The following is a 21,148-nucleotide window of genomic DNA, read 5'->3' as shown; positions in this document are numbered from 1 at the left end:
GCGCCGCGTCCACCGGATTCAGCGCGCCCTGGAGCTGCTCAGCCCGGACGAGCTAGCCTGATCCCACCGTGAAGATCATGACCTTCAACATCCTCTCCGGCGGCGAGGATCGCTTCGAGGCGATCCTCGCGATCGTCGCCGCCGCGCGCCCGGACCTGCTCGTCCTCCAGGAGTGCGTCGGCTGGGAGGACGGCGCCCGGCTCCGGGCCGTCGCCGAGGCGATCGGCGCGCCCGCGGGCGAGCGGCACGCCGTCCTGGGGAGCGCCAATCCGCGGCCGAGCGGCCGGCGAAACCACGTCGGCGTGGTCAGCCGGGGGCCGCTCGTGAAGGCGCGCGTGCACGCGCCCGAGGCGCTGGCCCACTGCCTCGTCGAGGTCGAGCTCTCGCTCGCCGGCGAGCCGCTCCTCGTGCTCGGCACCCACCTCAACGCCGGCAGCGAGGACCGCCGGGTCAGCGAGGCCCGCTGGCTGCTCTCGCTCGTGCCTCCCGCCCGGCTCGCCGCGGGCCTCTGGGCGCTCGCCGGCGACCTCAACGCGCTCTCGCGGCGCGACCCCTACCCCGCGGACCTCGACGCGCGCCTCGCGGCCGCCGGCATCGAGAAGTACGGGAGCCCGCCGCGATTCGACACGATGGACACCCTCGAGGCGTCCGGCTGGGCCGACGCCCTGCTCCTCCGGCCGCGCTCCGGGCGCTGGGCCACAGCGCTGCGCGGGCGCGCCGGCGCGCAGGTGGAGACGCGGACCGACTACGTGCTGCTCTCACCGCCGCTCGCCGGGCGGCTCGCGCTGGCCGACATCGTCGACGTCGGCGCCGCGTCCGACCACCACGCGGTCGTCGCCGAGCTCGCCTGACGCGCCCCGGCGCTCGCGCGGCGCGCTTCGCGAGCCAGCGCGCGCCGCCTTTCCGCTACGCTCGCCGCGCGACCTCTCGCAGGCGCAGGAGAAGAGACCGTGGTGGAGCAGCCGATCATGGACCGTGCGCCCGAAGACGAGACGCTGGATCGGCGCGACCGCCTGCTCGCCGCGCTGCTCCACGGGCCGGGCGCCTTCGTGCTCCTCCGCTGCGACGCGGCCGTGGCGGAGATGGTCGGCGGGGCGGGGCCGCTCCGGATCGTGCTGATCACGGCGGCCGACGGCGCCTCGGCCGACCCGCTCCACGCCCGGATCGCGCCCCTGGTGAAGGCGGTGCGCGCCGGCGGGCCGCCCGCGCACTTCGTCGTGGTGGGCGGCGGCGCCGCCCCCGGCCGGGCCGCGCTCGCCAAGGCGGCGCCGCTCGTGCAGCTCGTGCGGATGGGCTTCCACCACCTCGACGCGACGGGCGCGCTCACGCGCGTGAAGGGGCAGGCCCTGCCGGCCCTCGAGGACGCCCACAGGCGCCTCGGCGAGGTGGGCCCGCTCGGCCCCGACGACATCGACAAGGCGCTCGCGCAGGGGCAGGCGGTGGCGCAGCAGGAGCGCGCGATCGTGGACCGGCTGACGGGCAGCCGCCGCGTCACGGCGACGCTCGTGATCGCGTGCGCCGTGCTCCTCGCCGTGAGCTACGCCTTCGGCTCCGGCACCCACGAGGCGGCGCTCTGGCGCATGGGCGCGAACAGCGGCGAGGCGGTGCGCCGCGGCGAGCTCTACCGGCTCCTCGCCTCGGCCTTCCTGCACGCCGACCCGGTGCACCTGTTCGTCAACATGCTGGCGCTCTGGTCGTTCGGCCCGATGCTCGAGGCGCTCCTCGGCCCGCGGCGCTTTCTCCTGCTCTACGGGGCGTCGGCGCTGGGCGGGTCGCTCGCGAGCGCGATGCTGGTGGACCGATGGAGCGTCGGCGCGTCGGGCGCGATCTGGGGCCTCATGATGGCGGGCATCGGCATCGCGCTCCGGCCGCACGGGCTCCTGCCCCCCGCGATGATCGCGCAGATGCGCAGCCGCGCGTGGTGGCCGCTGGGGCTGAACCTCATCTACAGCCTGCAGCCCGGCATCGATCTGCTCGCGCACCTCGGCGGCGGCGTCGTCGGCTTCGCGCTCGTCGTCACCGTCCTGCCCCGGGGCCTCACGCCGGTGGAGCAGCGCGAGCGCGCGGCGGACGCGGAGCCGAGGCCGCGCCCCCTGCTCGCGGTGGCGGCGGCCCTCACGGCCGCGGCGATGGCGGTGTCCGTGGCCGTCGCGCTCGCCGCCGGCCGCCCCTGGGAGCTCCGCGCGCCGCCGGCGATGACGCGCACCGCGGTCGCGGACACGGGCGTCGCGCTGGACCTGCCGGAGTCGCTCGCGAGGGCCGCGTCCGTGGAGGATCTGAACGGCGTCCGCTTCCACACGTACGGGCGGCTGCCCGAGACGCCGATGATGTTGCAGCTCGCCGTCTTCCCGCTCGGGGGCGAGGTGCCGCCCGATCAGGTGGACGAGCTCCTCGAGCGGGAGCGCAAGCAGCTCGACGGGCACCGGCCGGCGAACAGCACCACGAAGGGCCCGGCGACGCGCGTCGACCTGGGCGGTCGCCCCGCGGTGAGCCTCAGGAGCGAGCTCAAGAACGGGCTGCAGAGGGTGACCTACATCCTCGTGCTCGGCGACCGCGAGGTGGTCTTCCAGGCCTTTTCGACGAAGAATCGACCGGCGTCCTGGAACGGGATCGAGGACAAGGTGGCAGCGACGATCGGACTGCGATGAGACGCGGCAGGATGAGATGCGGCAGGACGTGGTGAGCGTGGTGAACATGGCGAGCGAACAACCAGGCGGAGGCCTCCCCCCTGTGGAGCACACGAACTCTCTGATGCAGCCGATCGGTCATCCCCTCCCCGGCTGGACGCCGCGGGCGCATCCGCCGCGCGAGCCCCTGATCGGGCGGATTTGCCGGGTCGAGCCGCTCGACCCCGACCGGCACGCCGCGGACCTCCATGCGGCCAACCTCGCGGACGCGGAGGGGCGAAGCTGGACCTACCTGCCCTATGGCCCGTTCGCGACCCTGACGGACTACCGCGCCTGGATGGAGGCCACGTGCATGGGCGAGGATCCCCTGTTCCACGCGATCGTCGACGCGGCGACGGGGAGGGCGGTCGGGGTCGCGAGCTACCTGCGGATCGACCCCCGGAGCGGCGTTATCGAGGTCGGGCACCTCCACTACGCGCCGCTCCTCCAGAAGACGCCGGCCGCCACGGAGGCGATGTACCTGATGATGCGGCGGGCCTTCGATGAGCTCGGCTACCGGCGCTACGAGTGGAAGTGCGACGCGCTCAACGCCGGCTCGCGGGCGGCGGCGGCGAGGCTCGGGTTCCGCTTCGAGGGCGTGTTCCGGCAGGCCACCGTGGTCAAGGGGCGCAACCGCGACACCGCGTGGCACGCGATCCTCGACAGGGAGTGGCCGGCGGCGAAGGCGGCGTTCGAGCGCTGGCTCGACCCGTCGAATTTCGACGGATCGGGCCGCCAGCGCCAGAGCCTCTCGGCGCTCATGGGCTCCCGCTAGACGTACCCTATGGCGCTGGACAGCGTTGGGACCTCCTGGCAGAGAGGCTCAACGAACGGCATGCCACCCCTGATGGCAGCTCCCAGCGTCCTCGAAGTCGTCGTGCCAGACTCCAGCTGGGTCACCGAACGTCCGATATGGTTCGGCGGCGTTCGCCTGCGAGCGAGAACTACCTACCGTAGAGCTGTACCCTGCTGAGCGTCAACCGGGCGGCGGTTCGACGCGAGCGGCGAGGGAGGTCGCCATCACTCCCAGCCGGACACGCCGTTCGTGTCGCGCAGGATGGCGTGGACGGCGTGCACCTCACCGCCGGACATCTTGATCATATGCATGTCCAGATGCCCGTCCGTCATGAAGTCGAAAATGGTGAAACCGATGGCGATGCCGCGCACCTCGTCGGCCAGGATGACGCGCGGGATGAAGGTGCCGCCGGACCCAGGAGCGCCGGCGCTGCAGGATGCTCCGGTGCGGCAAGAGAAGTTGCCGCCCCCGTTCTCCAAGCGCTTGCAGGCTCCCGTGACGTCGCAGACGCCGGAGGGGAACGCGCGGAAGTACTTGTCGATCCAGCTCGTCAGCTCTTCCCGGGTGGCCCGCTCGGCCTCCGGGACCTCGTCGTGCCAACCGATGTCGTCCGAGATGGCGATGATCGCGGCGGGATCCGAGGCGACGGCGAAGGATGCCGTGTAGTCGCCCGGGCGGACGACGATCGTCTCGATCTCCGTCATCTCCGAGCCTTCCACCTTGATGCGGAGGGCGATGGGAAGATCCCTCCCGCCTTCCGGAACCACCGCCTGAGCGCCGGCGCTGCACGCCTCGGTATCCAGGGCACGCTGCGAATGCTTCACCTCGCCAGCGTCCATCCAGAAGTCCGTCGTGCCGATCTCGGCCTGCATGCCGTTTTCGGTGAACTTCACGCCATCTGCCAGGGGTAGGCTGGAAGCATCCCCGGCGGCGAGGGCGGCGAAGTAGTCGTCCAGGAGGCCATCCAAGAGCTCGCGCGTGCAGTCGCCCCCCGGTGCGCCGCCCGACCCCGACGCTCCGCCGGTGCCCGCGCCGGGTCCACCGCCGCTGGAGGTGCCGCCGCTCGGCCCCGCCCCGCCGCCGGCGCCGCCCGATGAGGCGGCGCCGGTGTCTTGCGGCGTGCCGCCGGCGCCTCCCGCGGGGCTCTGGCCGCCCGAGCCCACCGCGCCGCCAGAGGCGCCACCACCTCCATTGCCGCCCGTGGCGTCACCGTCTTGGCCAGGGCCGCAAGCGCCCAGCGTCAGGGCCAGAGCGACCCCGAGAGAACGGAATGAGCTATGTTTCATGCGCTACCTCTGTGCTGGATCAAAGCTCGCCGGTGAGCGTCGGCGGTGTCCAGTCGATGTGGTCCAGGTGGTTGGGACGGTTGGGCAGGTCCGTAGCGAAATTGCCCGTCGCCGTGGCGTCGTTGCCCTTCAGGAACTTGTCGACCATGGCGTTGAGGGATGGAGTGTACTCCGTGCGCCAGTTGCAGTGGCCCCCACCAGCGCCCGTGTAGGCCATGTGGTCTCCGACGCCGAGCGCCTCGAAGATCATCTTGCCGACGTTGGCGGTGACCCACGCCGAGTTCCGATCGAGCCCGTTGAACATGGTGCTCGGGTTGTCCACGATGTAGAGGCCGCGTGGAGCGATGAGGCCCATCATCTCGTGCATGTCGACGGGCAGCTTGTTCGTGTTGTCGGCCCCAGCGTTATTGCCCGTGGTGAACTGACCGAGCGCCACCTCCGAAAGCCAGCGGACGTAGCTGATGCCATGATAGGGCCATTCGGAGCCGCTGTAGCTGTCGAGCACCTCGACGAGGCGCAGGCCAATCGTGCCCCCGAGACCCGACTCCACCGGGATGGTCAAGGCGATGCGGTTGTCGAGCACGCCGGCGACGAAGGCACCCTTGCCCCATCGTGAGCAACCCGTCACACCCACCCGGTACGGATCGATGACGCCTGGGTTCTGCTCCAGGACGTCGAGGACGCGACTGATCTGCCAGGCCTGTGCCGCGAGGTAACCCGCGGGATGGTCCGAACCGTAGACGCTGTAGAACGGCCCGTTCTTCGCGCCGCTGCCGCCCGTCGACTCGACCGCGGTGAAGGTGATCGTCGCGACGCCGCTCGGAACGGGCATGCCGCTCAGGCCGCCGTAGCCGATGATGGCCGGGGCGGGCGCCGTCGCCCCGTTCATGTTCACGGTGAGGTTGAACGAGGCGCTGCCACCGCCATCGTTGACCTGAACCGTGATCCTGCTGTTGCTCACGGTACCGGACACGGCTCCCTCTGCCGGGACGGGCTTGTCGCCGTAGATGAACTTGTAGGCTTGCTGGAGGATCTCTTCGCGCCGGCAGGCCCACTCGCTCTTGGCGGCGATGCGGTTGCCGTCCATCTTCTTGAAGGGGTCCGGCAGCTTCGCGTTCGCCGTGAGCGAAGCGACGCTCGGCATCGGTCCGACGGTGCACCCGGCTCCAGGGTTTTCCACCTGGCCCCACTCGCCGCTCACGGCGTTGCCGCCGCCGCCGCCGCCGCCACCGCCGCCACTGCCGCCACTGCCATCGGTACCACCGGTTCCCGGCGCTCCGCCCGTTCCGACCGGGCCCCCTCCACCGGTGCTGGCTTCGCCCGTCGCCACGTCGCCGCCCGTCCCGGCCAGGCCACCGCCCGAAGAGGGCGCTCCACCAGTGCCCGCAGTGCCCGTCGGCGCCCCTCCGGTGCCGCTGCCGCCGACGCCCGCCGTGCCGACCGCAGGGTTTCCTCCTGAACCGATGGGATCCGGTCCGCCTCCGGTGGCGCAGGCGGCGAGCGCCCAAGGCAGCGCTGCGAACCAGGCCAGAGAGGTCGTGCGACGTGCAACGCGTAGACGCATGTTGAGCGCTCCTCGTGAGGAGGTCGTGAAGCAGTATCCCGCCGGGGTCGGGCGATGGGGTGGTGGACGAGGGCCCGACCCGCGAGGGCCACCGAGGTTATTCCCCACTTTGCCGGTCGTCTTCAAGTCGATTTTGTGTCATTTCGTGGCGTCCGCGCGCTGCGCGCACCGCTCAGGTGGACTTTTCTCGGCTCTTGCGAAATCTCGACTCTGGCGGAATGCGCCGGGCGTGCAGCCGGTGCGCTGCTTCTCTGGCGCGAGAGGGCTTGAAAGGTGCCCAGCGTGAGCGCCGTTTCGTCTGGCGACGACAGGATGCCGCCGAATGCCTCCTCGAAGTCCAGCATTGCAGCGAAGGGCGGCAGATCTTCGCCTTCGAGGCGCGTGGGCGACGAAGGCTCTCATAGCAAGTTCCACTTCTGTCCAAGCTGCGGATCGACCGTCTACTACGAGTCTGAGGGAATGGAAGAATACCTGGAAATCCCTGTTGGGGCGTTTGCTGATCCAAGCTTTCCAGCGCCGCTCGTCTCTGTTTACGAGGCTCGAATGCACAGCTGGGTCATTCCCCCTCCCGACGCCGAGCACATCCCATGAGCGATCAGGCACCTGACCCCTCCATCAAGCGGGGAGGCAGCGTGGCGGCCGCAGGCGCGGACGGGAGCGAGGCCTGACTGGATGGAACCCTTCGCCCGGACGATCGAAGCGACAAAGAAGCACGTCGTGTCGAGCCCCCTGGATCGGGTCGATTGGAACGCGGAGCGCTGGGATGGATCGATGAGTACGAGTTCGTCGTGCGGCCCAGGCTAGCGGGCCATGGGCCGACGTTGTTCGCGGGGCTATCGAAGGTTGTCGACTTGAAGCTCGTGAGCCGGCTGGAGTTCGGCTCGGGGGCGGTGGCGATGCGGTGAGGGCGCTCCGTCGGGCCACACCGGAGCCGCCCTCGGCGGCCAGAGATGTATAAACTATCGAAATTGCTTATTTTTCATGCGACCGCTCGTCATCGACCGGTGTTTATGGCGGGACTGTTCCGCGGTGGCGAACCGTCGCGATCCGTCGCATCCCCGGGGATTTGGGGAGGGCGTGACGACGGATCGCAGCCCCTCGGAAGGCGTGGGCCCAACCCAGGCCCAATTGTCAAGCCCAGGGCCTGGGGCGCTCGCCGTGACCGATCCGTCGCCTCGGGCGGCCGTGGTCGCCTCGCTGGCCAGCACCCCAGGCGTGGAAGACCTGCCTGATCGCATAAGGCCCGTTCTGTCGATGAGCTCGTACCGTCGGACTGCACGAGTCAGGAACGGCTCCGAGAATCTTCTTTGCGGAACGCGTTTGCTTGTCCTATCCGCACCGGCGATAGCTGCTCTCGGCACCGGCCGCAGGCGACGTGACCCTGGTCTGGCGAGCCGACGCTCACCGTCCCGATCACGGACATACCGTCTGGCGCTGCCGCCCTCCTCCTGCTGGACGTCACCGACGGGACGAGCAGGAAGAGTCGCCTTCAGGGCTTCGCGCGCAGCGCGCAGCGGGCAGCGGAGCCTCCGCCTCGCAGCGCAGCCTCGTTAGCGCATCTTGCGATGAGGCCGTGCGGGGCGGCTTCGCCGAAGCAGAGCTCGAAGGTCGCCGCGGCTTGGGCCGTCGCCGCCCCCTCCCTCTCTCGCCTGAGCGCCGTAAGCTCGGTCACTAGTCATCTCAACAATGCTCGACGCCATGCGATGTCAAGGGCGAACCCGCCACGCCCGCGTCAGGTGACAGAAGGTCCCTTTGCGGTCCGCCTCCCTCCTGAAAATTACACTGCATTAACAATTTAACACCGATACTACCCAGGTCGGCGGGCTGCATACTCCGAATAAACGGGGGCGATGGCGACGCCGACTGCACCGCGCGCCGCGCCGGTGTATACCCCCCTTCGACATGGTGCATTTGGACGAGAAAGTTGAGTCACTCTTCGAGCAGATCGTTCGCCGCAACCCTGGCGAATCGGAGTTCCACCAGGCGGTCCGTGAGGTCGTCGAGTCCCTCGGCCCGGTGTTCTCCAAGCATCCCGAGCTGACGCGGCACAAGATCATCGAGCGCATCTGTGAGCCCGAGCGCCAGGTGATCTTCCGCGTGCCGTGGGTCGACGACCGCGGCGAGGTGCAGCTGAACCGCGGCTTCCGTGTGCAGGTGAACAGCGCGCTCGGTCCCTACAAGGGCGGCCTCCGCTTCCACCCGACGGTCTACCTCGGGACCATCAAGTTCCTCGGCTTCGAGCAGGTCTTCAAGAACGCGCTCACCGGGATGCCGATCGGCGGCGGCAAGGGCGGCGCGGACTTCGACCCCAAGGGGAGGTCCGAAGGCGAGATCATGCGCTTCTGCCAGAGCTTCATGACCGAGCTCCACCGCCACCTCGGCGAGCACACCGACGTGCCGGCGGGCGACATCGGCGTGGGCGAGCGCGAGCTCGGGTACATGTTCGGGCAGTACAAGCGCCTCACGAACCGCTACGAGTCGGGCGTGCTCACCGGCAAGGGCCTCGCGTGGGGCGGCTCGCTGGTGCGCAAGGAGGCGACCGGCTTTGGCGCCGTCTACTTCGTCGCCGACATGCTGCGGGTGCGCGGCGAGAAGCTCGCGGACAAGACGTGCGTGGTGTCGGGCTCGGGCAACGTCGCGCTCTACGCGAGCCAGAAGCTGGAGCAGCTCGGGGCCCACGTCGTTGCGTGCTCGGACTCGAGCGGCTACGTGCACGACCCCGACGGCATCGATCTCGCGCTGCTCAAGCAGGTGAAGGAGGTCGAACGCGCTCGCATCAGCGAGTACGCGACGCGGCGCGGCCGGCGCTCGCGCTTCGTGCCGGGCGGCAATGTCTGGGAGGTGCCGTGCCAGATCGCCCTCCCCTGCGCGACGCAGAACGAGCTGAACGCGCGCGACGCGGCGACGCTGGTGAAGAACGGATGCCGCGCCGTCGCCGAGGGCGCGAACATGCCCACCACGCCCGACGGCGTGCGCGTCTTCCTCGAGTCCGGGGTGGCGTTCGGCCCCGGCAAGGCGGCGAACGCCGGCGGCGTGGCGACCTCGGCGCTCGAGATGCAGCAGAACGCGAGCCGCGACTCGTGGTCGTTCGAGCACACCGAAAAGCGGCTCGCCGAGATCATGACGAACATCCATCGCACGTGCTACGACACGGCGGAGGAGCTCGGCGTGTCGGGCAACTATGTGGTGGGCGCGAACGTCGCGGGGTTCCTGCGGGTCGCGCGCGCCATGATCGCGCTCGGCGTGATCTGACGGCGGGCCGCGAGGGAAAGAAGACCGCGCACGAGGCGGCCAGCTGGGATTCACCACCACCTGGTACTGACATCCCGTCGACAGCACGCATCGGATCGATGCCCTCCCGCGTGGCGCAGGGGCAGGCTCTCTGTGACTCCTGGTACGCGCGGCGGCCGAGCGCTCCTCGGCGCGCGGGCGGGCGAGCGGCGGGACGGACCTGCGTCCGCCGTGGGCGCCGGAGGCCGGCTGGAATGTACGGCAGTTCCTCTTGGCGCCCAGGCTGCTGTGTCACGGTATCCAGCGGCTGACCCTGCTCCGGGACACGCTCATCCTGTCGGGCGCGGGCGTGGGCGGCGGGTCGCTGGTCTACGCCAGCACCCTCCTCGTGCCTCTCCTCGAGGCCTTCTCGGGCCCGGGCTCGATGTCCTCGAGTGCCCAACTTGCAAGGGGCGGATGAAGCTCGTCGCCATGGTGACCGAGCCCCGGAACATCGCCCGCTTCCTCTCCGCGCTCGGCGAGCCGACCGACGTCCCAGCACGCTCTCCCAGCGTCCACGCGGCGGCCGCCGTACTGGAAGAGCACCGTTGTGCGCCGCAAGGCGCCCGGTGACGCCGCATAGCGTCTCGCGACGCGCGTCCCGGGCCAGACCAACGCCCGGACGGACACGTGTGCCTACGGCACGCCGATGCGCCCCCGTAGCGCGCTCGGCGCCGCCCGGACCACGCTCTTTCGACCCAGGACCGAGCCATCACGACGCTCGCGGTCCCACCCTTTAAGTTTGCTGCGCTACACTTCCTCGCGAAGGGCGCTGTGGGCTCAGGTCGCGCCGGGTCAGCAGGCGACCGAGCTCAGTTGACGACCGGGGTGAAGCAACCGATCGACGTGTCGATGCGGAAGTTCGACTCGGTCGTGTGGCGCTCGGCGAAGAAGAAGTCGAGCGTGTAGCTGTTGCCCGGCGTGATGCCGAACTCCTCAGCGCGCGCGTCGAGGTCGATGGTCGCGCTCTCCGGCCTGTGAACACCGCCCAGATCGATCGCGAGGTGGCCGTTGATGAAGGTGAAGAGGTCGTCGTCGCCCGAGAAGGTGAACACCTCGCCGCCCTCGTATTCAAACTTGGTGCGGAGCTCGAGCGTGAAGTGGTAGTTGTGGAGCCGGTCCTCGTTGCCAAACCCCATGTCGTCGATCGGGAAGAAGTCGGAGCTGTCGTACGTGGACGTGCCATTCCCGTTGTCGGCGAGCGGGATCGATATCTGGACGGCGGTGTTCACGTCGGGCACGTCGCGGAACCACTGATCGAAGGCCTCCTTGCCGGTCGTGGTCCGCGTGCCCTCGCTGCCGCCCGCATACACCGGCTTGCCGTCCGCGCCGAGCTGAGCCTCCACGAAGCCCCGGTCGCTCCCGAACCGGCCCGCCTCGAAATCAGGGTGCGTGTCGTTGAAGTCGCGGACGATCGCGATGAGATCGCTGCCGCAGGCGTCGTCGCCCGAGCTCGGGTTACCGCCCGAGCTACCCCCGATATCGCCGAAAGACGGGTCTTGCCCGAAGTCGCCGCCGCTCGCCGTCCCGGAGCCGCCGCTCGCCGTCCCGGAGCCGCCGCTCGCCGTCCCGGCGCCGTAGGAGGCAGCGTCACCAGCGTCGCTGGTCCCTCCTGCACACGCGGTCGCCGCCACGAGGGTCACGCACGCCGACACCGCCACCACCATCCGCCGATAAGCCATCATGTCTCGCACCTTTTCCCGACCGCCAGAAGCCATCGAACCCGCACGGGACGACGTCGGAGGCCCCACGTCGCCAGCGTCCTTCCCGGTGGGCAGTGGTGGCTCGAACGGGTCAAAAAATTCTTCGACAAAAAAAGCTCGGCGTCCCCGGCCGCAACCCCGGAGACCTTCTGCATCAGGAGCAGAAAATTCAAACGCATCTGAAGCTCGTCACGGCCTGTCTACGCCGCGGGACGTGGCCCTCCGCGCAGGAGCTCCGTAGAAGTAGTGCCCCTTACACCACAGGGGGAATCGTTAGGTACCATACTCCCAGGTGAACGCGTCGCCGAGCGGGGCGACCATCTCCCGCAGCTCGGCCTCGGAGTAGACGCGCAGCGTGCTCACCACGCCGTCCCACACGCTGGCCGCGGCGGCGATCGGCGTCACCCACGTGAGCCACGCCTTGGCGGCGCGGGAGCGGCGCGTGAGCAGCGGGTTCGCGGCGAGCGCGGCCACGCCGACCGGGACCATCGGCAAGAAGCCGAGCGGCGTGCGCTCGAACCCCTCGGAGAGGAAGATGCCGGACGAGCCGCGGGCCACCGTACTGGAAAAGCACCGTTGTGCGCCGCAAGCCGCAAGGCGCTCGGCGACGCCGTATAGCGTCTCGCGTCGCGCGTCCCGGGCCAGACCAACGCCCGGACGGACACGTGTGCCCACGGCACGCCGATGCGCCCCTTAGCGCGCGCAGCGCCGCCCGGACCACGCGCTTTCGACCCAGGACCGAGCCATCACGACGCTCGCGGTCTCACCCATTATGTTTGCTGCGCTACACTTCCTCGCGCTGCGCTCCGGCTTCTTTCACCTACGCGCAAGTTTATTTTTTTTCTTTCCGGAAAATGAACTTGTCACATTGGACTCAATTCCGGAAACCAGAACACAATTGCTTCCTCGTTTAATCCTTCTTCACCTGTCCACCAGCAAGTCGGGTAGCGCCATTCTTTTTTATAAAAATGTGAAGGAAGATCTTCGTGTGGACGAAACCAGGTATTGCAAACAATCGGCCTGCTGCGCGCGGTTAGAATGCCGCAATAACCCAGTGTTTCAAGTATGCCCTGGCGATCAAATTTATTGGGTGTAGATCCTTGGCGACGACAAAAGTCCGTGCGCTTTCATGGTGTTGCGCCGAAGGCGCGGTCCCTGGGACCGCGCCCCTATCACATCGACGCAGACGCCCGTCGACGTAGCCGGTGGACTTGGCCCCCCTGCGACGTTGATGCCGTGCACTTATCCGCCGGCCCAAGCGCGAAGCCGCAGCCCAGGTTCGGCCGCGAGAGGTGAAAGAATCCGGGCGCGGGCGAGGCCACATTCGACGGATTGACGATCGTATACTTCGCCACAGGTGATAATTCCGGGCGCGAAAATGCAACGCGTTGAAATTCCACGAATCTGACGTATCCATGGCCTCTGCAAGAGGCCGGTCCCGACAGGCAGGTTGGACCGGCAGGAGGACTTGGTCGTGAGCGCCGCGTACGCCGTTGCAGCAGGTCAGGACCCTTTCGAGAGCGCCCGGGAGCAGGCAGAAGCCATGGAGAAGCATCTTCGGTCATCCGAGTCGATGGAGAGCACGCATGCCGAGCTGGAGGGGTTCGTCGTCGACGAGGGGCGCGAGTACCAGCGGCGGCTCCTCCAGGCCCACCTCGAGCTTCGGGCCGAGCGCGAAAGGCCCGTGGAGGTCAAGGGCGCGGACGGCGTTCAGCGCAAGCATCGACGTCTCAGCAGCAGAGCGCTCATGTCGGTCGTCGGAGAGGTCGATGTGCCACGCGCGGCCTATCAGGCGCCGGGCGTCCCCGGTCTTCATCCGATGGATGCGGCGCTGAGCCTCCCGGACGAGCTCTACTCGCACAGCGTCCGTCGCTACGTCGCCGAGAGCGCCGCCCGCAGCTCGTTCGATGAGGTCGTTGAGGGATTGAGAAAATCGACCGGCGCCGCGGTGCCGAAGCGCCAGGTGGAGGAGCTCGCGGAGCGCGCCGCGCAGGACTTCGATGCGTTCTACTCCACCCGCGCCGTCGAAGTCGAGGACACTCAGGCGCTGCTGGTACTCAGCTTCGACGGCAAGGGGATCGCGATGCGGCGCGAAGACCTCCGACCTGCGACGCGGAAGGCTGCGGAAGCGGGGAAACACAAGCTCACGAAGCGCCTCGCCAAGGGCGAGAAGCGCAACCGGAAGCGAATGGCCGAGGTCGCCACCCTCTACACGATAGACCCCTGGGTCCGCACGCCTGACGACATCGTGAACGACTTGCGCCCTGTGCATGACGTCGCCGCGCAACGGCCGCGGCCGGTGAACAAACGGGTCTGGGCGAGCGTGGAGAAGTCATCGCGAGAGGTGATCTCGGCGGCGTTTGCTGAAGGCCTGCGTCGCGATCCGGAACGCCTTCGGCGGTGGGTGGTGCTGGTCGACGGCAACAAGGACCAGATCACCCTGGTCAAGCGCGCCGCGAAGAAGGCATGCGTCGAGATCACAATAGTCCTCGATATCATCCACGTGCTTGAGTATCTCTGGAAGGCCGCGCACTGCTTCTTCGCCGACGGGACCAAGGAGGTCGAGCAGTGGGTGACGTGCCGGCTGCACGAGCTGCTCGCGGGGCGCACGGCCGGAGCCATTGCCAGCACCATCCGGCGCCATGCCAGCAGCCGCGTGGTGGACATGGGGACAGCGGTGACGCTCGATACCTGCATCGGCTACCTCGTGAAGCATCGGACGCTCTTGCACTACGATCGCGCGCTCGCAGCGGGGCTGCCCATCGCCACGGGGGTGATCGAGGGCGCATGCCGCCATCTCGTCAAGGATCGCATGGACCGCACCGGGGCTCGCTGGTCGCTCCAAGGCGCAGAGGCGGTGCTGCGCCTCCGCTCGCTGCGCTCGAGCGGCGACTTCGAAGCCTACTGGGCGTTCCACCTGCAGCAGGAGCATGACCGAACGCACCGTGCACGTTATGCAGGAGGCGATGTCCCCTCACCGCTGCCGCCGCCTCGACCCAAACTGCGCCGGGTGAAATGAGCAAAACGCCCTCGTTCCAGAAGAGCCGCACCCAAATTTATTGCCTTTAACAAGGCCTGATAGGCTCTCATTTAGCTCTTTCAATTGCGCCGTTTCAGGTAATGCCATGATGGCTTGGAAAATTTTCGAAAAAATTTTCCAATCCGCTTCGCTTGGTTTGATTTTATCGGCTCTCTTTTAGGTTTGGTGGAAGCGTGGCCACGTGTGAACAGGTTGCAGCGAGAGACCTGAACAGCAGAGATGAATCAGCGCGATGAGGGAGGAGGCTCCGTGGAGGCCGTAGGACCGTCGCGTGATGGTGCGCACCTTGCCATTGGTGCCTTCCGAGCGTGCGTTCGACAGCCCGCTCGCGACGTAGGCGACGATGCCGTCGAGATGGTGACCAATCGTTCGCGCCGCTTTGGCGAAGGGCTTGAGACCCGAGTGCGTGGCCCACGACATCCACTCTTCGAGTTTCGCCAGTACGACATTCGGCTGACGCCGATCGAGAATGGCTGCGAACGACTCCTTGAGCAGGTAGGCGCGGTAGAGCGTCGCGTTCGTCTTCGGCAGTTCCGTCAGCTTCGCTTGCTCGATTGCAGTCAGATTCCAAGGGTTCTTCTGCAACGCGAATCGGGTATGCTTCAGCGCGCTGCGGTCTTCGGGGTCTTCGATTGTCCTCACTTCTGCACGGCGTACTTCGTCGAGCGCGTCATGAACCAGCCGCTGGACATGAAAGCGGTCAAAGATGATCTGCGCGTTCGTCGCCGACTCCGAGACCGCCGAGATGTACGCTTTCGACATGTCGATCGTGACCGCCTGGATGAGCGCGCATCGCTCCGAGCCGAGCTCTTGGAAGAAGGCCCGGAGCGTGTCGGCGTTCTTCCCCTCTCGCGCCCAGACCACGCGCCCGGTGACGTGGTCGACCACGATGGTCACGTACTTGTGGTGTTTCCTGTAGGAGAGCTCGTCGATGCCGATGTGCGTGAGCCCGTCGAGGATGTCGCGGGGAAGCCGCCGCTCGACCACGCGACTAATGATTGCACCGACCGTCGCCCACGCGACGCGCATCATCGTCGAGACGACGGTCTTCGAGGTCATCTGCGCCAGGTAGCCGACCGTCTCCTCGAAAGCGTGCGTGAACCAGCTCATCGGGTCGGCCCACGGCACCATCTCGGTAGTCACTCCGCACCGCGGGCAACGCAACCGCCGCGGCGAGTACCGGAGCTCCAGCGACATCCCCGCGAGGTCGAGGTGACGCCAGCAACGCGGTTTCCGCTGGTCGTACACCTTCCTCACCGGGCGACCGCACCCTCCGCAGCGAGGGATCTCCGTGGTCGGCTCGACGTCGCAGACCAGCCCGTCCGCCGTGAATTGCGCGCCCGTGACGCGAGTGAACTTGATTCCGAGGACATTGTTGAGCAGAGTGGTCGCGCGCACAGCCGATCGGGCTCCAAGGGTTGGTGTCGTAACCCCCGAGGTAGCCCGTCGGCTGTGCGCGTTCCATCCCCAATCGCACCGCGCCATTCCTGCGCCGAGCTCGCCCGCAACGCCGCGGGGGCCGGGACCAGGTCACGCAGCCGCGCTTCCACCAAACATCTCGGAGAGCCATTTTATCGCCTTCCTGAGACCAGATTAAATCTGCCAGCGCATAGCCTGGCGACGAATGGTGAATGCCGCCTCCGCGCAAGCGAACCAAAATATCTTCGATGACCGCCGCTTGTCCCTTATTGGGATTTCGACGAAGGCCGCAAATTTGGCATTCGTAATTCCCATTGTGGCCAAGTGCCTTTTCTTGCGCATCATGCGCGGGGTGATGCAAATGATAGGCATAAGAAGAAAGCGGCGAGCGCCAATCGGGCCGACCGGCACTCAAACTGGCGACAAATGAATTAACAATGTCTGCACGATCTATCTGTCTAACCTTGTCGCGTAACATGGAAATTACGCGATCGTGATCGTTGAGCGGCAAACGCAACAGCACTTTTTTCTCTATAGCATAAGCAAGATCTTCTTCCGGCGGCTCCAGATAATCCGTCAGCGCCGGATCAAAAGCATCCAAATCTTTACACGTGTTGTATGCGATATTCAGCGCCTTTTTATCAAGGCCAAACCTCTTCGCTTCGCGCGCTATCTGATTCTGTGCCTTGTCGGACTGATTGCGTTGCCAGAAACTTTTTTCTTCCATGGCTGAGTGCATTGTTTTTTGTATTTATTTGTTTGCGCAGTGCTCTAAAAGTGGCTGGCGGATCGATATAGAAAATTATCCATGTGCAAAGCTTGCTGTGCACCGATCAATTTGCACATGCCCAGAACGCCATCAATTCTACCCCACCGACATCGAGCGGGCCGGGGCGGCGCGGGAGGCGACGCGGGCCGGGTCTGCCGGTAGAGCGTGGCGCGGCTGACGCCGAGCGCCGCACACGCCTGCGCGATGGGGATGTGCGGGTCATCGAGCTCCTCGATGACGTCCATCGGCGCTCTCCGTCGGTCGTGAGATTGACGCCCAGAATGGCAGAGACTTTCTTTTGGAGGTCGATGAGCTTGTCGGCGAACGCGAGCTTCTCCTCGAGCCGCGCCGAGCGCTTCTCGAGCTCGGCGATGCGCCGACCCTTCGCGTCCTGCTTCGGCTTGCGGCCGGGCTTGCGCTCCGCGAGAGCCTCGCTGCCGTGGAGGGCGAGCTGCTTGCGCCACGCCGCCAGGAGGGAGCTGTAGATGCCCTCGCGGCGCAGCAACGCCTCGATGTCCCCGCGCTGGGCGCACGCGGCCGCCTCGCGAACGATGCGCAGCTCCTCCGCCGCCGAGAACTTCCGCCTCTTGCCCGGCTTCGGCACGCTCTCGACGGCGGCGCCACTCGGGCGAGCAGCAGCGCCCTGCGCCGCTGGGGCGGGGGTAGGATCGACCGCTCGGAGATGGGAAGGCTTCGGCACGGGTCAGGTCCATTCTCCGCGCTCTCATCACAGATTTCCAGGGGGTAGCTTGTCTCACCCGACGTTGGCACAGAGGGCTGCGCGTCGTCCGGAGGCGCGCAAGCCACGCTCTCCCAGCGTCCACGCGGCGGCCGCCGTACTGGAAGAGCACCGTTGTGCGCCGCAAGGCGCCCGGTGACGCCGCATAGCGTCTCGCGACGCGCCTCCCGGGCCAGACCAACGCCCGAAAACGTCCCACCTATCGTAGGGGGGACTCAGGAATCCCTGCAGCTGCACATCTTGCCAGAACGTCTCATTGGGCCTGTGCTTTGCGACTACAGGGGCTCGAGAGTCTTGCGGGATGACAAAGCCGGGAGCCTCGCGGTGCGCATTGCAATACCAGAACATTGACCGATGCCTCGTTCCGAAGGAGACTCGCCGCATGGGACTGCTGACCTTCACCATCAACGTCACCCTGGACGGCTGCGTCGACCACCAGGAGGGGATCGCCGACGACGAGACGCACGCCTTCTTCACCCGCCTCATGGACGAGAGCGGCGCGATGCTGTGGGGCCGCGTCACCTACGAGATGATGGAGAGCTACTGGCCGGCGGTCGCCCGCGGCGACGAGGAGGCGCCTCCGGCGATGCGCGAGTGGGCGCTCAAGCTGGAGACCAAGCCGAAGTACGTGGTGTCGTCCACGCGCAAGGACTTCCCGTGGACCAACAGCCACCACATCGCCGGCGATCTGCGCATGGGCGTGCAGAAGCTCAAGGACGCGACCCCGGCCGGCGTGCTCCTCGGCAGCGGCAAGCTCGCGACCGAGCTGGATCGGCTGGATCTCATCGACGAGTACAAGTTCCTCGTCCACCCCAAGCTCGCCGGCCGCGGCCCGACCCTGTACCAGAGCGGGCTGCCCGCCACGCGGCGGCTCGAGCTGGTCTCGGCCAAGCCGCTCCGCTGCGGCGCGGTGGCGATGCACTACCGGCGCGCGCGCTGACGCAGAGGAGCCCCATCGCGCCCAGCTCGCGGGCCAGCGCGTCGTAAGCCCCCGGCCAAGGGCATCGTGACCGTCCGCGCGGCGTCGGTTACCTGTTCCCATCGCGACGAAGGAGGAAGCGATGGCGACGAGAGTGGAGTGGGCCGAGCGGGTGGGTCGATGGGAGCGGAGCGGGCTGAGTGCCGAGAAGTTCGCGCGCCGCGAGGGCTACAAGCCCAAGCAGCAGTCCTTTTGGCGCTGGAAGCTTCGGGCTGACGGGCCCGCGCAGCCGGTGCCGTTGTCGCTGACGGAGACGCCGCGCTTCCTGCCCGTGCACGTGGTGACCGACGCATCGCCGGTCGCGGCGGAGCCGATCGAGATCGCGCTGTCCAACGGCCGGGTGGTCCGCGTTCGGCCGGGCTTCGACCCGGCCACGCTCGAGCGGGTGCTGGCGCTCGCTGCCGAGGAGGTACCGTGCTGACGCAGCCGCCGTCGGTGCGCGTCTACGTTGCGGCGGAGCCTACCGACCTGCGCAAGAGCTTTGATGGCCTGTCGGTGCTGGTCGCTCAGTGCTTCGGAACCGATCCACTCTGTGGGCATCTGTTCGTGTTCAGGAATCGGCGAGGCGACCAGGTGCGAGTCCTATTTTGGGACCGCACCGGCTATGTGATCGTGGCAAACAACCTGTCTTCACACTACACCTCTTTCGGTTTTAGACGAGGACGTTGGTTCCGGCTCCGTGATGCACGGGCTGCCGCTGCCCGGTCGCTGAGGCGATCCCAGCGGCTGCAGTGCTTCGTGGGGGGAGTCGCCGGCTTCTCGTAGAGCCACGCGTGGCCGTTGTACGCGTGCGCCTTGATGATGCCGTGCTTCACCCAGCTAGTCAGGGTGGACTCGTGGATTCCAAGGCGAGCGGCGAGCTCCTCTTTGGTGAGAAGCCCGTGGGCGCGCAGTCGGTCGAAGCGCGGTCGCAAATCATACGTATGCACGATGTACTGCACGCGCTTCGACGTGAAGCGGGCCCCGCCACGGCCGGGCCACGCGGCCCCGCCGGGATGGAGCCCCCGCGCGTTGAGGATGTCGGCGATCTCGTCGTAGATGTGATGGTCGAGCAGCCGGTCGACGAGCTCGACAATTTTCGCCGGCGTCTTTACTTTCTCCCAGGAAGCCTTCGGGTTAATGGTCGTGAGGGTCGTCGTTTGGCCGCCTCGAAAGCGAATATGGATCTTCGTGGTCGCGTCGGCAGATTGCTTCACGAGCGTCGCGTCCTCCACCACGTAGGCGAGCATTCGCTTCCGCTCCCGGTTCGGCGTCGCCGGGTCGGACCACAACCGCTTGAAGTCGGTCGTCATCGCGACGAGTCGGTCGCGAAGCGCCTCGTCGATCGCGATCCCATCCTCGTGCCGAGCGCGCTCGCGTTCGTCGCGCGCCTTCGCCAGCGCCCGAAGTTTCTCGTTCCAATCGGACTCGAGTGTATCTGCGACGAGGCGGTTGGCGGGGTCAACCATCATGAAGCGGCGCTGTGCGAGGTCGGCGTCGACCTGCGCCCTCTCGACCGCGCGACAACGAAGCTGATCCGCCTGCTCGTACCGAGCATCGATCTCCCTCCGAATCTCGAGCGCCAACTCGACGGCGGCAGGCGTCATCTTCTCGGCCACCAAGAGTCCGACCGCTTCATCTATGGGAGGTCCTGCGAGAGACTGGCAGTTCGGTTCGGCACGGGAGTCGCTGGCGCGGTCACAGACGTACCAGGACTCGAGCCTCCCTCGCGCCTCCCTGTAGCGTACGCGAAAATGCTGCCCGCAGCGCCCGCAGACGGCGCGCCCCTGCAGCAGCGCGCCGCCCTCGCGCGGTGGCGATGCACGCGCGGCGTCGTACCCGCGACCGTTCGACGCGAGGAGCCGGAGGTTCTCCTGGTATCGGTCCCAGGTGATGTAACCAGGATGAGCGTTGGGGATGCAGGCGAGCCAGTCATCGCTCGCGCGCTTCCGCTGCGTCTTCTTTCCATCGATCGTTCGACTGTACACGCGCTGTCCGTACGCGTAGGCACCGGCGTACCGCGGGTTGCGCAGCGTCCGCATTGCCACCGATGCCGTAAGCGGACGGAAGATCACTCCCGCGGCTGGGGCGCGGAGGCGAGACGGGAAGCGGAGGCCCTCGTCTCGAAACGCCTTGACCGTCTGGTGTGCCGAGCCGACGCGGGCGAAGGTCTCGAACATGTGCGCGATCGTTTCGCGCACCTGCGCATCCGGGTCGAGGAGGACGGCCCCGCTCTCATCGTAGACGAAGCCGGTAGGGAGAACGCATCGATACTCACCGCGCCGGACCTTGTTCAAGACTCCGCCGCGCAGTCTCGCCTTCAGGACGTGCAACTCCGCCTCGCTCATCGTTCCCTTGAGGCCGAGAAGGAGACGATCGTTGAAGCTCGTCGGGTCGTACACGCCATCCTCGTCGAGGATCAGGGTGTTCGCCAGGGCGCAGATCTCGAGCAGCCGATGCCAGTCGGCGTTGTTCCTCGCGAGCCTCGAGACCTCGAGCCCCATCACGATGCCGGCACGCCCGAGCCCGACATCCGTGACCAGCTGCCGAAACCCTTCGCGCCAAGCCGCGGATGCACCCGACTCCCCCTGATCGGAGTCGATCACGACGATGCGATCGTCGGGCCAGCCGAGCGCTGTCGCGCGCGCCCGAAGCGCATACTGGCGTTTGGTGCTCTCAGTATTCTCGACCACCTGCTTCATCGACGATTGTCGAATGTACAGGTAAGCGTCACGCTCGAGATGGTGCGACTGGACTTTGCGTGATTCATTCATGGTTCCTCGTGGAAGTGGATGTAGTTGCCATCGCTGCGAAGAGGTGAACGACGGCTCGTTGTTCGTCACCGGGGGTCAAGCGAGACGACGATTGCGTCGGGCGGGATGGCGTGCGCTGGGCGGCCGCTGCCCGCGCCCACGCCCACATGCCTCGCCGAAGCAAG

18 protein-coding genes and 2 pseudogenes are annotated in these 21,148 nt (G+C 67.2%); 12 read left to right on the top strand and 8 right to left on the bottom strand.

The annotated features are described in order from the left end of the window. The first annotated feature begins 77 nt into the window (after window positions 1-77). The 3 genes from WMF17_RS07780 to WMF17_RS07770 all read left to right on the top strand — a co-directional run bounded on the left by WMF17_RS07780 (window position 78) and on the right by WMF17_RS07770 (window position 3,441). The gene (locus WMF17_RS07780) at window positions 78-851 is read left to right on the top strand and encodes an endonuclease/exonuclease/phosphatase family protein (protein ID WP_437604224.1); all 774 of its coding nucleotides are present in this window, start codon (window positions 78-80) and stop codon (window positions 849-851) included. 117 nt (window positions 852-968) lie between these two features. Next, the gene (locus WMF17_RS07775) at window positions 969-2,648 is read left to right on the top strand and encodes a rhomboid family intramembrane serine protease (RefSeq protein ID WP_437648810.1); all 1,680 of its coding nucleotides are present in this window, start codon (window positions 969-971) and stop codon (window positions 2,646-2,648) included. 46 nt (window positions 2,649-2,694) lie between these two features. Continuing rightward, the gene (locus WMF17_RS07770; RefSeq protein WP_437651309.1) at window positions 2,695-3,441 is read left to right on the top strand and encodes a GNAT family N-acetyltransferase; all 747 of its coding nucleotides are present in this window, start codon (window positions 2,695-2,697) and stop codon (window positions 3,439-3,441) included. 245 nt (window positions 3,442-3,686) lie between these two features. Here WMF17_RS07770 and WMF17_RS07765 read toward each other — a convergent pair whose 3' ends face one another. From WMF17_RS07765 to WMF17_RS07755, 3 genes are all read right to left on the bottom strand, one after another. Further along, window positions 3,687-4,748, bottom strand: coding sequence for a hypothetical protein (locus WMF17_RS07765; RefSeq protein ID WP_437601314.1), 1,062 nt, complete (start codon window positions 4,746-4,748; stop codon window positions 3,687-3,689). A 19-nt stretch (window positions 4,749-4,767) separates the two neighbouring features. Then, window positions 4,768-6,312 carry a glucuronyl esterase domain-containing protein gene (locus WMF17_RS07760; protein WP_437648809.1) on the bottom strand — a complete coding sequence of 515 codons (1,545 nt, stop codon included), beginning with the start codon at window positions 6,310-6,312 and terminating at the stop codon, window positions 4,768-4,770. A 122-nt stretch (window positions 6,313-6,434) separates the two neighbouring features. Then, entirely contained in the window at window positions 6,435-6,656 is a 222-nt protein-coding gene (locus WMF17_RS07755) for a hypothetical protein (RefSeq protein ID WP_437651499.1), read from the bottom strand. Here WMF17_RS07755 and WMF17_RS07750 point away from each other — a divergent pair. From WMF17_RS07750 to WMF17_RS07735, 4 genes and pseudogenes are all read left to right on the top strand, one after another. After that, on the top strand, window positions 6,625-6,903 hold the full coding sequence (locus WMF17_RS07750) for a GFA family protein (protein WP_437604223.1): 279 nt from the start codon (window positions 6,625-6,627) through the stop codon (window positions 6,901-6,903). The two genes, WMF17_RS07755 and WMF17_RS07750, sit on opposite strands and share 32 nt — an antisense overlap. Before the next feature lie 33 nt (window positions 6,904-6,936). Next, a pseudogene (locus WMF17_RS07745) lies at window positions 6,937-7,217 on the top strand (dihydrofolate reductase family protein); the annotation flags it as partial. Window positions 7,218-8,214: 997 nt separating this feature from the next. Continuing rightward, complete coding sequence (gene gdhA / locus WMF17_RS07740) at window positions 8,215-9,564, top strand: NADP-specific glutamate dehydrogenase (RefSeq protein WP_437648808.1); 1,350 nt, start codon at window positions 8,215-8,217, stop codon at window positions 9,562-9,564. Between the two features lie 435 nt (window positions 9,565-9,999). Further along, window positions 10,000-10,155 (top strand): hypothetical protein, encoded by a 156-nt coding sequence (locus tag WMF17_RS07735; RefSeq protein WP_437601310.1) that lies wholly within the window; start codon window positions 10,000-10,002, stop codon window positions 10,153-10,155. 239 nt (window positions 10,156-10,394) lie between these two features. Here WMF17_RS07735 and WMF17_RS07730 read toward each other — a convergent pair whose 3' ends face one another. Together WMF17_RS07730 and WMF17_RS07725 are read right to left on the bottom strand one after the other, a co-directional pair. Continuing rightward, complete coding sequence (locus WMF17_RS07730; RefSeq protein ID WP_437648807.1) at window positions 10,395-11,267, bottom strand: fibro-slime domain-containing protein; 873 nt, start codon at window positions 11,265-11,267, stop codon at window positions 10,395-10,397. Between the two features lie 291 nt (window positions 11,268-11,558). Further along, window positions 11,559-11,843, bottom strand: coding sequence for a hypothetical protein (locus WMF17_RS07725; RefSeq protein WP_437601307.1), 285 nt, complete (start codon window positions 11,841-11,843; stop codon window positions 11,559-11,561). A 916-nt stretch (window positions 11,844-12,759) separates the two neighbouring features. On the opposite strand from WMF17_RS07725, the gene WMF17_RS07720 reads away from it, so the two are divergent. After that, window positions 12,760-14,304 carry an ISKra4 family transposase gene (locus tag WMF17_RS07720; RefSeq protein WP_437643636.1) on the top strand — a complete coding sequence of 515 codons (1,545 nt, stop codon included), beginning with the start codon at window positions 12,760-12,762 and terminating at the stop codon, window positions 14,302-14,304. 177 nt (window positions 14,305-14,481) lie between these two features. Here the strand turns inward: WMF17_RS07720 and WMF17_RS07715 are convergent, their stop codons facing one another. Then, window positions 14,482-15,810, bottom strand: a complete 1,329-nt coding sequence (locus tag WMF17_RS07715; protein WP_437644356.1) for an ISL3 family transposase — start codon at window positions 15,808-15,810, stop codon at window positions 14,482-14,484. 427 nt (window positions 15,811-16,237) lie between these two features. On the opposite strand from WMF17_RS07715, the gene WMF17_RS07710 reads away from it, so the two are divergent. Further along, window positions 16,238-16,477: a hypothetical protein gene (locus tag WMF17_RS07710; RefSeq protein ID WP_437648806.1), complete on the top strand. Its 240-nt coding sequence runs from the start codon at window positions 16,238-16,240 to the stop codon at window positions 16,475-16,477. Window positions 16,478-16,577: 100 nt separating this feature from the next. On the opposite strand, the gene WMF17_RS07705 is transcribed toward WMF17_RS07710, so the two are convergent. Beyond that, on the bottom strand, window positions 16,578-17,117 hold the full coding sequence (locus WMF17_RS07705; RefSeq protein ID WP_437648805.1) for a transposase: 540 nt from the start codon (window positions 17,115-17,117) through the stop codon (window positions 16,578-16,580). Between the two features lie 517 nt (window positions 17,118-17,634). On the opposite strand from WMF17_RS07705, the gene WMF17_RS07700 reads away from it, so the two are divergent. The 3 genes and pseudogenes from WMF17_RS07700 to tnpB all read left to right on the top strand — a co-directional run. Then, the gene (locus WMF17_RS07700; protein ID WP_437601302.1) at window positions 17,635-18,192 is read left to right on the top strand and encodes a dihydrofolate reductase family protein; all 558 of its coding nucleotides are present in this window, start codon (window positions 17,635-17,637) and stop codon (window positions 18,190-18,192) included. A 121-nt stretch (window positions 18,193-18,313) separates the two neighbouring features. Then, complete coding sequence (gene tnpA / locus WMF17_RS07695) at window positions 18,314-18,652, top strand: IS66 family insertion sequence element accessory protein TnpA (protein WP_437648804.1); 339 nt, start codon at window positions 18,314-18,316, stop codon at window positions 18,650-18,652. Then, a pseudogene (gene tnpB, locus WMF17_RS07690) lies at window positions 18,646-18,807 on the top strand (IS66 family insertion sequence element accessory protein TnpB); the annotation flags it as partial. The gene tnpA and the pseudogene tnpB, both read left to right, overlap by 7 nt. Window positions 18,808-18,866: 59 nt before the next feature. Here the strand turns inward: tnpB and WMF17_RS07685 are convergent. Beyond that, window positions 18,867-20,984 (bottom strand): recombinase family protein, encoded by a 2,118-nt coding sequence (locus tag WMF17_RS07685; protein ID WP_437648794.1) that lies wholly within the window; start codon window positions 20,982-20,984, stop codon window positions 18,867-18,869. Between the last annotated feature and the right edge of the window lie 164 nt (window positions 20,985-21,148).

The organism is Sorangium sp. So ce362, from assembly GCF_051519845.1.
GTDB lineage: Bacteria > Myxococcota_A > Polyangia > Polyangiales > Polyangiaceae > Sorangium.
The sequence above is the reverse complement of the archived record's forward strand: the minus strand, read 5'-3'. Positions and strand labels throughout refer to the sequence as shown.